This is a genomic window from Bacillus sp. CH140a_4T (genome assembly GCF_008923725.1).
GTDB lineage: Bacteria > Bacillota > Bacilli > Bacillales > Bacillaceae_G > Bacillus_A.
This window is the reverse complement of the sequence record NZ_WBPF01000016.1, coordinates 237,474-250,774: the sequence shown is the minus strand read 5'-3', so window position 1 is coordinate 250,774 and position 13,301 is coordinate 237,474. Positions and strand designations below refer to the sequence as shown.

At 33.8% G+C, this 13,301-nt stretch carries 15 protein-coding genes; 7 read left to right on the top strand and 8 right to left on the bottom strand.

From position 1 onward, the window contains the following. The first annotated feature begins 306 nt into the window (after positions 1-306). The 4 genes from F8162_RS16735 (at position 307) to F8162_RS16720 (ending at position 3,765) form a co-directional block, all read left to right on the top strand. Positions 307-1,299, top strand: a complete 993-nt coding sequence (locus tag F8162_RS16735) for a zinc-dependent alcohol dehydrogenase family protein (RefSeq protein WP_151631423.1) — start codon at positions 307-309, stop codon at positions 1,297-1,299. Between the two features lie 161 nt (positions 1,300-1,460). Then, the gene (locus tag F8162_RS16730) at positions 1,461-2,141 is read left to right on the top strand and encodes a FadR/GntR family transcriptional regulator (protein WP_151631424.1); all 681 of its coding nucleotides are present in this window, start codon (positions 1,461-1,463) and stop codon (positions 2,139-2,141) included. Between the two features lie 70 nt (positions 2,142-2,211). Continuing rightward, a complete protein-coding gene (locus tag F8162_RS16725) occupies positions 2,212-3,402 on the top strand; it encodes a CynX/NimT family MFS transporter (protein WP_151631425.1) in 1,191 nt (396 codons plus the stop codon). Between the two features lie 57 nt (positions 3,403-3,459). After that, complete coding sequence (locus tag F8162_RS16720; protein WP_151631426.1) at positions 3,460-3,765, top strand: hypothetical protein; 306 nt, start codon at positions 3,460-3,462, stop codon at positions 3,763-3,765. A gap of 495 nt (positions 3,766-4,260) precedes the next feature. Here F8162_RS16720 and F8162_RS16715 read toward each other — a convergent pair whose 3' ends face one another. From F8162_RS16715 to F8162_RS28760, 4 genes are all read right to left on the bottom strand, one after another. Beyond that, positions 4,261-4,572, bottom strand: coding sequence for a heavy metal-binding domain-containing protein (locus tag F8162_RS16715; protein WP_071747895.1), 312 nt, complete (start codon positions 4,570-4,572; stop codon positions 4,261-4,263). 138 nt (positions 4,573-4,710) lie between these two features. Further along, positions 4,711-4,914 carry a DUF4028 family protein gene (locus F8162_RS16710; protein WP_151631427.1) on the bottom strand — a complete coding sequence of 68 codons (204 nt, stop codon included), beginning with the start codon at positions 4,912-4,914 and terminating at the stop codon, positions 4,711-4,713. Between the two features lie 138 nt (positions 4,915-5,052). Then, on the bottom strand, positions 5,053-5,583 hold the full coding sequence (locus F8162_RS16705; protein WP_151631428.1) for a general stress protein: 531 nt from the start codon (positions 5,581-5,583) through the stop codon (positions 5,053-5,055). 36 nt (positions 5,584-5,619) lie between these two features. Beyond that, positions 5,620-5,760, bottom strand: coding sequence for a hypothetical protein (locus tag F8162_RS28760; RefSeq protein WP_016089038.1), 141 nt, complete (start codon positions 5,758-5,760; stop codon positions 5,620-5,622). Between the two features lie 223 nt (positions 5,761-5,983). Between F8162_RS28760 and F8162_RS16700 the strand changes: the two genes are divergently transcribed. The 3 genes from F8162_RS16700 (at position 5,984) to F8162_RS16690 (ending at position 10,153) form a co-directional block, all read left to right on the top strand. Beyond that, on the top strand, positions 5,984-6,235 hold the full coding sequence (locus F8162_RS16700; protein ID WP_151631429.1) for a hypothetical protein: 252 nt from the start codon (positions 5,984-5,986) through the stop codon (positions 6,233-6,235). 353 nt (positions 6,236-6,588) lie between these two features. Further along, entirely contained in the window at positions 6,589-9,279 is a 2,691-nt protein-coding gene (locus F8162_RS16695) for an ATP-binding protein (protein WP_151631430.1), read from the top strand. A gap of 16 nt (positions 9,280-9,295) precedes the next feature. Further along, positions 9,296-10,153: a CheR family methyltransferase gene (locus tag F8162_RS16690; RefSeq protein WP_151631431.1), complete on the top strand. Its 858-nt coding sequence runs from the start codon at positions 9,296-9,298 to the stop codon at positions 10,151-10,153. 39 nt (positions 10,154-10,192) lie between these two features. Here the strand turns inward: F8162_RS16690 and F8162_RS16685 are convergent, their stop codons facing one another. The 4 genes from F8162_RS16685 to rsbW all read right to left on the bottom strand — a co-directional run bounded on the left by F8162_RS16685 (position 10,193) and on the right by rsbW (position 13,298). Next, on the bottom strand, positions 10,193-11,335 hold the full coding sequence (locus F8162_RS16685; protein ID WP_151631432.1) for a fused response regulator/phosphatase: 1,143 nt from the start codon (positions 11,333-11,335) through the stop codon (positions 10,193-10,195). Positions 11,336-11,565: 230 nt separating this feature from the next. Then, positions 11,566-12,006 (bottom strand): ferritin-like domain-containing protein, encoded by a 441-nt coding sequence (locus F8162_RS16680; protein ID WP_048526516.1) that lies wholly within the window; start codon positions 12,004-12,006, stop codon positions 11,566-11,568. 70 nt (positions 12,007-12,076) lie between these two features. Next, positions 12,077-12,853, bottom strand: a complete 777-nt coding sequence (gene sigB / locus F8162_RS16675; protein WP_151631433.1) for an RNA polymerase sigma factor SigB — start codon at positions 12,851-12,853, stop codon at positions 12,077-12,079. Beyond that, complete coding sequence (gene rsbW, locus F8162_RS16670; protein WP_151631434.1) at positions 12,816-13,298, bottom strand: anti-sigma B factor RsbW; 483 nt, start codon at positions 13,296-13,298, stop codon at positions 12,816-12,818. Before rsbW ends, sigB begins: the two co-directional genes overlap by 38 nt. Positions 13,299-13,301: the final 3 nt, after the last annotated feature.

The following is a 13,301-nucleotide window of genomic DNA, read 5'->3' as shown; positions in this document are numbered from 1 at the left end:
ATAAAGTGAAGGCTTTTACATACAGCCCGACTCCCACAAATAGCGGGATAAGTCACTTATTCCTCTTCATCCTCATTACCAAATGCAAATATTAATTATTGTATATCGAAATGCATTGATATTTATGTAAGATTATTATTCAGCAATGCTACATAATTAATGTATATTTTAAAAGTTTGCACAATCAAAATCTCCTCGAAATATAAACGACAACTTTCTGTTCCCTTTTACTTAGTGCTAATGAAATAATCATTTAAACTGAAAATGCTATAATAAACCCAATCAAACTAAGGGGGCACATTTATCTTGCACGGAAAATACATACAATTTCATGAGTTCGGCAACCCAAAAGATGTATTACAAGTTGAATATAAAAATATAGAACCATTAAAAGATACTGAAGTTTTCGTTCGTATGTTAGTTAGGCCGATTAATCCATCTGACTTAATTCCAATAACGGGAGCGTACGCACATAGAATTCCGTTACCTAATATACCTGGTTATGAAGGTGTTGGTATTGTAGAAGATGTTGGCGCGGGCGTTACGAGAGACCTTATCGGTAAACGTGTTTTACCGTTACGCGGAGAAGGTACTTGGCAAGAATATATGAAGACATCGGCTGATTTTGTAGTCCCTATTCCTGATTCTATTGATGATTTTACAGCGGCACAAATGTATATTAATCCTCTTACGGCGTGGGTCACTTGTACAGAAACGCTAAACTTACAACGGAATGACGTTTTATTAGTGAATGCTTGCGGGTCCGCTATTGGACATCTATTTGCGCAGTTATCACAAATTTTAAACTTCCGATTCATTGCAGTTACAAGAAATAATAAGCATACAGAAGAATTACTGCATCTTGGTGCTGAGTATGTAATTGATACTTCCACTGACCCGCTTTATGAAACCGTTATGGAATTAACAAACGGGATTGGTGCAGATGCTGCGATTGATTCTATCGGGGGACCAGATGGAAATGAATTAGCTTTTTCCTTACGTCCAAACGGGCACTTTTTAACGATCGGCCTTCTATCAGGAATACAAGTAAACTGGGCAGAAATTGTCACGAAAGCAAAAGTGCACGCGAACATATTTCATTTACGACATTGGAATAAAGAAGTGTCACCATATAAATGGCAAGAAACGTTTCGTCATTTAATTCGCTTAGTGGAAAATGAGCAATTGCGTTTTATGAAAGTCCATTCTACATATGACTTAGCGGATGTGAAAGCAGCAGTTGATGTCGTGCAGTCTGCTGAGAAAACGAAAGGAAAAGTGTTTTTGACAAGTTATTAAATGCAATTGAAGGATCTATTTTGAGTGATTTTTTCAAAATAGGTTTTTTTATGTCTTATAAACCCGATTTTAGTATCCTCATTTCAACTACCTAAAAAATAACATTGTCAACCTAACTTAAATTGGTTATCATAAAAGCGAATATAACAGGAGATGAGCAGATGAATATGAATGAAAAGAAATCTTTTTCAAAAGTTTCTCGGCGGAAATTAGTCGATGAAGTGCTAGAACGTCTACAAGAGAAAATCTTTTCTGGCGAGTATGAAGTTGGTGATCGCCTCCCTACAGAGCCGCAATTAATGGAAGAGTTAGGAGTTGGACGTTCAACATTGCGAGAGAGCATAAAGATATTAGTACATGCCGGCATATTAGAAGTTCGCCAAGGACAAGGTACTCGTATTGTTTCACTCAATACAACGCAAGATTCATTTGAAAAACGACTGCAAGCAGCTAATATACATCATGTGTATGAAGCACGAAATATGTTAGATAAAGAAGTAGCGATGTTAGCGGCACAGCGCCGAACCGACGAGGATCTTTTATACTTAAAAGGACATTTGAGTAAAAGAAAAAATGCCCTTCAAGAAGGAAATTATGTAGCATACATAGATGCAGACATTCAGTTTCATCTAGCCATTGCAAAGGCGAGCAAAAACGAAGTTCTACTTGATTTATATCAATCTTTCGTACCTGCCCTTCGCCACATTTTAAGCCAATTTATATTAAATACAGCGGACTATGAAGATAACTCTGACATTCATGAAAAGTTATTCCAAGCTATTTTAAAACAAAATGCTGAAGAAGCGCGAACATACGCTGTTCAAAATTTGGAGCTGAAATAAGCTCCTTATCTATTACACTTAAACATCAGATGATATACTGAATAACATCTGATGTTTATGAGAGGAGAAAATGAAATTGAAACATCCAGAACGAACTTATTTGTATATACTAGCACTATTTTTTGTTTCTATTAATTTACGTATCGGAATTACATCTGTTTCACCTGTATTAGAAACAATCCGACAAGACTTACATATAAGCAATTTTTCCGTTAGTTTTTTAACAGCTATTCCTGTTTTTTGTATGGGGACATTCGCCTTACTGACTGGGAAAGTAATTAAGAAATACGGGGCAGAAAAATCCATTATGGCTTGTCTTATTTTAATCGGCTTGGCAACATGTATGAGGGCCTTTACCTTTTCCATTTCCACATTATTCGCGAGTGCTTTATTTATCGGTATTGGCATTGCACTTGCAGGTCCGTTACTATCAGGGTTTATTAAAGAAAAATTCCCTACGAAAATTGGCTTAATGATTGGCATATATTCAGTAGGTATGGGAACTGGTGCTTCTTTAAGTGCAGGGTTAACGATTCCTTTACAACATATATTAAAAGGATCTTGGAATATAGCACTCGCTTTTTGGGGTGTACTTACTATTATCGCCATTATATTTTGGTATCCCGTTATGAAACGAAAAAAGAATACGAGTACACAAAATAAAAAGAATAATAGCTTACCTTTAAGAAATAAAAAAGCATGGTTGTTTACAATCTTTTTCGGGCTACAATCAGGAATCTTTTACTCTATTACGACCTGGCTTGCGCCCGCAAATCAAAGTATGGGTGTCAGTAGCGAGCAAGCGGGTACTCTTATAACTGTTTTTACAGTGATTCAAATGATATGCAGCTTTTTAATTCCAACATTAGCGGATATTTATAAAAACAAAGCACTTTGGTTATTAGGGAGTATATGTTTTGTACTCGTAGGTTTATTGCCTATGATTTACCCATTAACTACACCATGGATCCCTTCTATCCTACTAGGTATCGGGCTCGGCGGCGTATTTCCACTCGCTCTCATGCTGCCGCTATATGAAACAAAAACTTCAGAAGATGCGAGTGCATGGACTGCTATGATGCAGTCAGGAGGATATATCATGGGCGGATTCATTCCTGTCCTAGCTGGAATCGCTCGTGACTATTTCAATAGTTATACGCAAGTTTTTATTATAATGGCACTTTTAAGCTTCATTTTATTCCTATTAACTTTAGTTATGAACAAAAAGAATGGAGAAGCGAAAGATCTTATCTCCGCTTAAACTAAAAAATGTTAATATATGGTATAATTTAATTAAAAAGCGAAAGGAGCTTCTAACATGTGGTTCATTTCGGCAGTCGCGCCTGTTGTAATAGTTGGTGGAATTGTAGTATTTGTAATTAAAAAATTGGAACATAAATATAAGAACGGAAAATTAGGTAAGAAAAAATCTCAAAAAGCTCAACTGTTATTAGATAGTTTAATACCTATAGGAATGCTTGTTGGCTGTATGATCAGCTTGATTTTCGGCATGTTTTTCCCGAATTTCTCACTGCTTTCCATTAGTTTAGGGGCCGGCATAGGCTATTTATTTGGTTTTTTTGCCTATGAATTTTATAGCAAAACAGGAAATAACTTTTCATAACCCAAAAGGAATAGGTGAGGACAGTGCATAACGTTCATATAAAATATGTACTGCCCTTTATTTTTGCATCAACGTTATCACCTTACCTTCCATATCCTATACACCTCTTTTATTGATGTTTCTCTCCTTACCTCAAATAACAATTTTACTATTTATCATAAAGTTAACACTTTCGTTAAACATATATAAAGATTGTTGTATTTCTTACTTTTCCCTTTGAAAACAATATATACTACATTTGAAATAAGCAAGTGTGTCTGCTTAGCTTATTATCTAAATTCCCGTGCAATACCCCCTCACGAAATGCTAGGAGCAACCCTAGCATTTTTTACAATAACGTTTTGCCCATTTTCAACATATGTACAGTATAGTTTTTTCAGCTTATCCTTTTAGCGAGTTAGTACATTCGTCCTCTTCTTCATTTTCACTTTAGCCATGAAATAAAAAAATCCCCTCAAAGTATAAACTTCAAGGGGGAGCCTGTTTTTTATTTACTTATATACGTACAGCTGTACCACTTACAGCAACCATTAACATTCCATCACGAACAACTTCGTAGTCTACGTCAATACCAACGATAGCGTTCGCACCTTTTTGTCTTGCAAGTTCTTTCATTTCATCCATTGCGATATCACGAGCTTCTTTTAGCTTACTTTCGTAAGAACCAGCACGACCACCGACAACATCACGAACGGAAGCGAATAAATCGCGGACAATATTTGCACCCATAATAGCTTCACCATTTACAATATCGATATACTCAATAATTTCTTTACCTTGAATTCCAGACGTTGTTGTTACAATCATGACTGACACTCTCCTAATAAGTTGTAGTTTTTTAATGCGCTTTCTTATGTCTTTATTATGACATAGAAAAAGTAACGAATCTATTGCATTACCTTACAGGAGTGTGACAATTTTGTAAGAATGACACGACTATTATGTTTAATAAAGCGCTTTAACATGAGGATACATAAACGATTCTCTATTCTCTTTCCAGTCCTTTTCTACTTCTTTAAAAGTTGGCCGTCTTAATTCTTCATTATTTTCCTGTTTACGAAACCATTTCTTTACGTACTTCTCTCCATTTCTATGTTGAACCGTACAAAGGAAATCATTACCTCTATCCTTTAATATTTTTACAATCACGAAAAGACACCTCTTTCCTTCTAAACTTGATCTTTTACTATAAGCCCTTCCTCTCTTATAGTCATACGACTCCTCGGTCGCGCCAAAGTTGTAAGATCAAAAAACGATATTCACTATGTTTAATATATGACGTACATATTATTTAAAGAAATCAGAGTTATACGCATTATGCTTATCAAATATTTTATAAATGTCTAACTTATCATCTAATTTTGCATCTACTAAAATTAATATATTTCCATCGTAAATGTATTCTTCATATTTCTTAGCGTGTTCTTCAGGAATTCCTAATCCGATAAATGCTCCTATTAAACTTCCTGCTCCCCCGCCAATACCGGCTCCTCCAATAGCTGCTGCAATCGGTCCCGCTGCTACGATTGGGCCCATTCCAGATACGGCAAGTATACCAAGACCTGTTAATAAACCACCGAGTCCGCCTGCTACTCCTCCTGCTACAAGCCCTGTCGCTGAAAAGATATCTGCTTTATGTGCAGTTTCATGATTCACTTTTTCACCCGATTTTTCTTCCAGATGTTCAATTTCCTTTTGATCCTTCGCAATAGCTGAAATGTTATCAGCCGAATATCCGTTATCTTTTAATTCATTAATAACGAGTGCTGCATCATCAATTGTTCTAAAAACACCTACTATTTTTCTATCTATATTCATAACTATTAACCTCCTAAAGTTTCATATAATGTATCTTTATCTTTCTTCATTTCTGTATACACTAATCTTCTTATTAACATAACCATTTACGAAAAAAGCGAATAGTAAAAGCATTACAAGCGAACTACTTAACAAGTAAATTAAATCAAATGTAATATCAATCATCATTTCATTCATGTATACCAGACTCCTTTTTATTTAAAGTAAAAATATATTTTTATAGGTTAGAAATCTTATAATTCATCTTCAGTCAATCTCTTTGTAGTATATGTATACCCTTCGTAACCCTTTCTAAACGTAAAAATACTATAATTATATTTTTTCTTATTTATATGTTTAACATTTTTTAAAACGGGTATGTTTATATTGTTATGCTTACTATATGGAAAGGAATATTTCGATGAATGCAATCCAATCTACTACTATTCTTTATAATGAAACACCTACAATAACGCAGATTCATCATTTTTATGCTTTAATGAAAACATTTCAAACGAATGTATTTATAAGTAAACACGGAACACTTACTTCTATTAAAAACTTAAGCATATTAGTATCGTTCTTCCTTACTGTCAAAAAGAGAGAACTTGTATTATTTATCTTTGAAGGAATAGATGCAAAAAAAGCTTTAAGAACACTCTTTCCTTCTTAAAAGTTTTATGCCCCCTATTCCCTCGATTGTTACTTTTCATATATAGTTTTATATTTCAAAATGATTTCCTCTATAAAGTGAAACTTTAATCAGTGGGGATTTTCTTCATCCCCCACTGATTATTAGTTGAACCAATCGGACTTTTATGGGCAGTTGATCCCCCACCTAACTTCTTTGCTTTCGCTGAATTTTGAGGTGGGGGTCTTACTGCCCATTAAAGCGGGATAAAAAATGAACCCCCTAATACAATAGGGGGATTTCTAGTTTGGCCTTACGAAAACTGATATAATATATATTACGTTTCATTCTTTACGGCCGAAAACTATTAATAACCTTGAAGGTAGGAATTTTTAATGGACTCGAAAGCAAAATTTAGTATTCGTTACAAAATTATGGCTGGTTATTTAGTTATCATTTTGTTCTTACTTATTTCTTTCATTATGCTAAACAATGAGATTTCCAATTTACAAAAATCTCGTAATTTTATTATTGATCACGATTTTAAAGTTCTTAATTTAACGAATCAAGTGGAGAAAGAATTGCTAACAATTGAAAATAAAGCGAAAGGATTTATCACTTCTAATAATGCAAATTACGTTCAATCCCTTAACGCTGCCGAAAAGGATTACGAAAAACATTATCAAGACCTTCTTGCCCTATTAGAGGATAACCCCTCTCAGCAAGAAAAATTAAAACAAATTAATGAAAACATTACTAGTTGGATTAATAAAGAGATTCACCCATTAATTACAAATCACAATAGTAATAACGTACAAGCAATCGACACGACTCAAATTCAGTCGCTACAATCGCAGCTAACGAACTTCCGTAGTGTGGAGGAGCAACTAACGAAAAAAAGAGCTGTACAATTAGATAATGAAAATAATAAATTAGAGATTTGGTTATACAGTTTATTGTTCTTACTTTCTTGTATTTCCATTATCATTTCACTCTATATTTCGAATTCCATTACAAAAACGATTAAAAATGTAATTCAAGTTATTAAATCTATTTCTTCAAAAGAAAAAATTACGGAAAGAATTCATGTAAACAGTCATGATGAAATAAAAGATCTAGCTCACACAACGAACCACTTACTAGACGAAATATCGAAAAGAGAGTGGTTGCAAACGGAGCTTGCAGAATTAATTTTAATGTATCAAGGTGTTTCTTCTATTGAGATGTTAGGTAATAAAATTCTTAGTGGAATGATACAAAAAACCCAAACTTCTTGCGGTGCATTTTATGTACGTGAAGAAATTGAAGACACTGTCTACTATGTGAAAAAAGCTTCTTTCGCAGATCAAGGTACTGATATTGGGAAACAATCCATTAAAATGGGTGAAGGTTTCATTGGACAGTCTGCTTTAGAAAAGAAAAGTTTTATTCTCAGGGACATACCTGAAGAGTTTCGTTACGTTACTACTGGATTATTAGAAATACGCCCTAAAAACCTACTAGTCATCCCTATCTTATTTGAGGATGAAGTAATCGCAGTAATGGAGTTAGTAAGTGTAACTGAGATTTCAGATTTACATCAAGATTTAATTCAACAAACTGTTGATAATCTAGGTTTAACAATCCATAGCATTATGGGACGTATGCGAATTCAAACTCTTTTACATGAATCACAAGCAATGACAGAAGAGCTGCAAGTTCAATCAGAAGAATTGCAAACGCAAGCTGAAGAACTACAAATGCAAGCCGAAGAATTAAGAACAACGAATGAACAACTAGAGTCTAGAACGGAAGAGGCGGAGCAAAAGACAGCTGACTTACAAATTACTAAATCAGAATTAGAAGAAAAAGCAAGTGAGTTATTACGTAGCTCAAAATACAAATCAGAATTTCTAGCAAATATGTCTCATGAATTACGCACACCGTTAAATAGTATTTTACTATTATCTGAAATGTTAAAAGAAAATCATGATAATCATTTATCCGATGATGAAATTGAATTAGCAACCGTTATTCATTCATCAGGGAAAGATTTACTTACTTTAATTAATGACATACTTGATTTATCGAAAGTAGAAGCCGGAAAACTAGATGTTATTTTTGAAGCAACGAACATAAGTGACATGGCAGCAAATATGCAGCAAAACTTTTTGCATATAGCTGCACAAAAAAACGTTGAATTTACGATTAAAGACAGTGATACGATTCCTAATCTGTTTTATACAGATGCAAAACGGATTGAACAAATTATTAAAAACTTATTATCCAATGCATTTAAATTTACAGAAAAAGGATCCGTTTCTTTACATTTCGATTCGATAGAAACAACCAATTTAACTCATGAAATGCAGTCTATCAGTAATGATTGGATGACAATTTCGGTAAAAGATACTGGTATTGGTATTGCTACAGAACAGCATCAACTCATTTTCGAAGCCTTTCAACAGGCAGATGGCGCAACGATTCGAAAATATGGTGGTACAGGCTTAGGGTTATCTATTTGTAAAGAGTTTGCTAGATTATTAGGTGGTTGGATTACGTTAGAGAGTAACGTAGGAGAAGGCAGTACTTTTACCGTATATATTCCTAACCTTCCAAATGGGTTAACTGATATACAAGTAGCCCACCTAGAAGTCGCAGCAACGATAGAAGACGTTGTTCCTGATGAAGTTGTTGAGGAAACTATCGTGACGCCAGAAACAAATAACGTCTTCCAAGAGAAAACCATTTTAATTGTTGATGATGATCATCGAAATATATTTGCATTACAAAATGCATTAAAAAAACAACATGCCAACATTATTACTGCACAAAACGGCATAGAGTGTTTAGACATACTAAAAAACAATGCAAATATTGACCTTATTTTAATGGATATTATGATGCCGAATATGGACGGTTATGAAACGATGGAACATATCCGAATGAATTTAGGGTTACATGAAATACCTATTATCGCATTAACTGCGAAAGCAATGCCAAATGATAAAGAAAAATGTTTATCTGCTGGCGCTTCAGATTATATAAGTAAACCATTAAATTTACATCAACTCTATTCGGTAATGAGTGTATGGTTAATAAAATAAGTGAGGTTTAGTTTCAGTGGAAAATAAGTATTATAATTTTGATCCATCTGTAGATACGGATAAGCGTACGAACTTAGAAATTGAATTACTATTGGAAGCGGTATTTAAACTATCAGGATTTGATTTTCGCCAATATGCTCGCACATCTATTTATAGAAGAATTTGTAATCGGATGCAGCTCTCTAATATCCCTACCATTTCAAAATTAATTGAAAAAGTAATTCATGAGGAAGGGGTTTTAGAACAGGTATTAAATGATTTCTCCATTAATGTAACTGAAATGTTCCGTAACCCTAGCTTTTTTAAAGCGCTAAGAGAGCATGTGATTCCTGAATTAAAAAAGTATCCTGAAATTAGAATTTGGCATGCTGGATGCGCAACTGGTGAAGAAGTATTATCAATGTCCATCTTACTTCATGAAGAAGGATTAAGTGAACGATCTGTTATTTACGCAACAGACATGAATACAAATGTGTTAGAAAAAGCAAAACAAGGTATCCTCCCGTTAAATAAAATGCAAACTTATACGAAAAACTATTTACAAGCCGGCGGTACACAAGCATTTTCTAACTATTATTCAACAGATAATCGTTTCGCTTATTTTAATCCATCTCTTTTACAAAACATTATTTTTGCGCAGCATAATTTAGTAACCGATCAATCTTTTAACGAATTTCATATTATACTGTGCCGTAACGTTTTAATTTACTTTACAAGTAAACTTCAAAACCAAGTACAGCAACTATTTTATGAAAGTTTAGGTCACAACGGATTCCTATGTTTAGGAAATAAAGAAACTCTCCGTTTTTCACATATAATGCCGCATTATATTCAATTTAATCCGAACGAACAAATCTATCAAAAAATACAATAAAAAGCGTATGAAATCCTCTGTTTGGATTTCATACGCTTTTTATTTCGCATTCGTTTGTATCATAATGAGGCACATATCATCTGATTGTGTTTTCTTCTGTTCTTCCTTATAAAACCCTTCTATCTCTTCTTCTAAATCTCCCCATTTTCTTTCTGTAAAAGCACGTAATTTCTCTTCAGACTCAAATTCATCATTTGCAATTGCTTCAAGAACACCATCTGTAAACAATACGATTTGAGCGTTCTTCTCAAAAGGTATAACTTTCTTTTCAACTTTTATTTCATCAAAAAATCCTACCGCGCAACTCCCGCGATCTAGTTCAACTACATTCTCTTCATCAACTAAAACGTATCCAGAAGGATGTCCTGCATTTACATATTCAATCGTTCTCTTTTCTGTATTAACTACTAAGTATATCGCTGTAAAATAATATGGAATATTGTCATTCTCATTATGTAAAAGAGTCATATATTTATTTAAGTCTTTAATGACAAGCTCTGGATCAATTAAACATTTAATCGTTTCACGCAATACAGACGAGATAAACATACAAACTAATGAAGCAGATACACCATGCCCCATCACATCTAACAATATAATACCGTAGCGGTTTTCATCGATTTTATACCAATAATACATATCTCCAGCTAGTTTGAATGAAGGTAAGTAACTTGCTTCGATTTTTATATGATCTTCTCTTAATGGGCTACTTAATAAGTTTCTTTGTACTTGTGTAGCTAAATCTAATTCATTACGAAGGTTTTCTTCTTGTTCTTTATGCCAATTTAATTCCGATTTCAAGCGTAATGCTACACGCATACGCGCTAACAATTCAACTTTATTTATGGGTTTCGTAATATAATCCATCGCGCCTATATCAAGCGCTTCAGCTAATTTATTCGCATCTTCTAAAGCTGTTACAAAAATAATAGGAATATCTTTAAACTTCTCTTCTTTTTGTAATCGCCTACAAACTTCAAGTCCATCAATTTCAGGCATCATAATATCTAATAGTATTAAATCAATTTCATTATGCCTGGAAGAATCTTTCCCAAAATGGATGTATTCGAAAAGCTCTTGTGCAGAATTAAGCGATACAAGATCCTGATATCCGGCTTGTTTTAAAATTTTTTCAATTACAAAGATGTTAACCGGATTATCATCGACAATTAAAATGGACACAAGTTATTTCCCCTTTTCTTATTTAAAATGTAAATCTATTATCATTTTCTATTTTTCTAGTATTGCACACTCAGTTGTAAAATGAAAATTTCCTACTCAAACATATTTATACAGCAAAAGAACAAACCCCCTAGAAATGAGGGTTTGTTCTTTCACTCTATAAAGTGAAACTTTAATCAGTGGGGGTTTTCTTCATCCCCCACTGATTATTAGTTGAACCAATCGGACTTTTAATTTAGCACCATCGCTTTATCACTTAAAAGACGATCTAATTCTTCCATATGATTTGTTTCATCTGCGATCATATCTTCTAACTTTACAACTAACTCTGTCATATTTAATTTGGCTGCCTGTTCTTTTCTCGTTTCATAACGCTTAATTGTTTCATATTCTGACTTCCTAGCTTCTTCTAACATTTCTCTAACATCTTCTACTTGTTTCACTCGTAAAGGGATCGTAGTAGGTGTACCACCTAGCGTCTTAATTTTCTCCGCTAAATATAGGGCATGTCCTTGTTCATCACTAATTTCAGATTCAAAGAAAGGTTTTAACACTTGTCTATATATACCAGAAACTGTAGCTGCATTATGGTTATACATAATAATTGCCGAGTATTCTCCTGCTAAATCTTCATTCAATCCTTCGATTAGTTCTTTCACATCGTGTGACATTTTCATATCTCCTCCTATACTTAATAACTACCCCTTTTCTCATGTTTTAAACATAATTACTTCAAATTTTTTATGTATCTAAAAATGCTGCTTGCTTCAATTTACTTATCGCTTGTCTTTTAATACGAGAAACATGCATTTGTGAAATACCTAACCGTTCCCCTGTATCCTTTTGATTTAAATTTTCGCCAAATATATAATGAATAACACTCTTTTCCGTATCATTTAATACGTTAAAAATATCATTTAAAACGAGACGTCTTTCTGTCTCTTCATATCCTTGCTCTACTTCACCTACAGATTCAATTCTCGCTACTGAACTGCCATCAGATGAATTTTCAACTACATCATCTAAGGAAGATACTTGATAATTATTTTTCGCATCCATAATTTCTAGTACTTCCTCTTCGGATAGTCCTAAATGATCCGCAATCTCTATAATTTTCGGTGAACGCTGCAGGTTATCTGTTAGCTCCTCTATCGCAAGTTTAATTTTCCCGCCTAAATCTTTAATTCGCCTTGGAACATGAATACCCCAAGTTTTATCACGTAAATACTTCTTTATTTCCCCTACTATCGTAGGTATTGCAAAAGGCTCAAAAGCATTCCCTATCGAATAATCATACCTTCTGATTGCGCCTAAGAGCCCTAACATCCCTACTTGTATAATATCCTCATGCATCGGCCCACCTTTTGAATAACGATATGCGATGGAATGTACGAGGTTTTTATAGTGATGAACCAATCTTTCCTGTGCTTCATCACATTGGTTTTGTTGGAAGTCTGCAATTAGTTTAATAACGTCTTCTTTAGCAAGATTTGTAGGTTGAGATTGGATTTCCATCATTCTCCACCTGCTCTCTTTGTATATATTTTGTCATTAAAACTGTCATGCCCTCATCATGCATAATTTGTATATCATCCATTAACGTATTGATTAAATATAAACCTAAACCATTTTCCGGCAAATGTTCTACTGGTTTATTAATATCATACGGACCAACTTTCCTTTTTAAAGTACTAAAATCAAAGCTAACTCCATTATCCGCAACCATAATTTCTAATCGATCTTCATATAGACCAAAGACGATTGTAATTTCTCCAACATCTTCTTTATATGCATGTTGCACAATGTTTGTACATGCTTCACTAATCGCAATTTTCATATCTTCTATATCGTCATAAGCAAAGCCCATTCGGTTCGCAACACCAGCCATTGTTAAACGAATAATAGCCACATATTCTGCCCTTGCAGGAATTTTCATTTCTATCTTTTCAAATTTCTCCATCATCCC

Bases quoted from the DNA above. Each gene is read 5' to 3' on its own strand.
- F8162_RS16730 (WP_151631424.1), top strand. From the start codon at position 1,461: ATGAATATGAATGAAAAGAAATCTTTTTCAAAAGTTTCTCGGCGGAAA.
- F8162_RS16725 (WP_151631425.1), top strand. From the start codon at position 2,212: ATGAAATTGAAACATCCAGAACGAACTTATTTGTATATACTAGCACTA.
- F8162_RS16720 (WP_151631426.1), top strand. From the start codon at position 3,460: ATGTGGTTCATTTCGGCAGTCGCGCCTGTTGTAATAGTTGGTGGAATT.
- F8162_RS16715 (WP_071747895.1), bottom strand. From the start codon at position 4,572: ATGATTGTAACAACAACGTCTGGAATTCAAGGTAAAGAAATTATTGAG.
- F8162_RS16705 (WP_151631428.1), bottom strand. From the start codon at position 5,583: ATGAATATAGATAGAAAAATAGTAGGTGTTTTTAGAACAATTGATGAT.
- F8162_RS28760 (WP_016089038.1), bottom strand. From the start codon at position 5,760: ATGAATGAAATGATGATTGATATTACATTTGATTTAATTTACTTGTTA.
- F8162_RS16700 (WP_151631429.1), top strand. From the start codon at position 5,984: ATGAATGCAATCCAATCTACTACTATTCTTTATAATGAAACACCTACA.
- F8162_RS16695 (WP_151631430.1), top strand. From the start codon at position 6,589: ATGGACTCGAAAGCAAAATTTAGTATTCGTTACAAAATTATGGCTGGT.
- F8162_RS16680 (WP_048526516.1), bottom strand. From the start codon at position 12,006: ATGTCACACGATGTGAAAGAACTAATCGAAGGATTGAATGAAGATTTA.
- sigB (WP_151631433.1), bottom strand. From the start codon at position 12,853: ATGATGGAAATCCAATCTCAACCTACAAATCTTGCTAAAGAAGACGTT.
- rsbW (WP_151631434.1), bottom strand. From the start codon at position 13,298: ATGATGGAGAAATTTGAAAAGATAGAAATGAAAATTCCTGCAAGGGCA.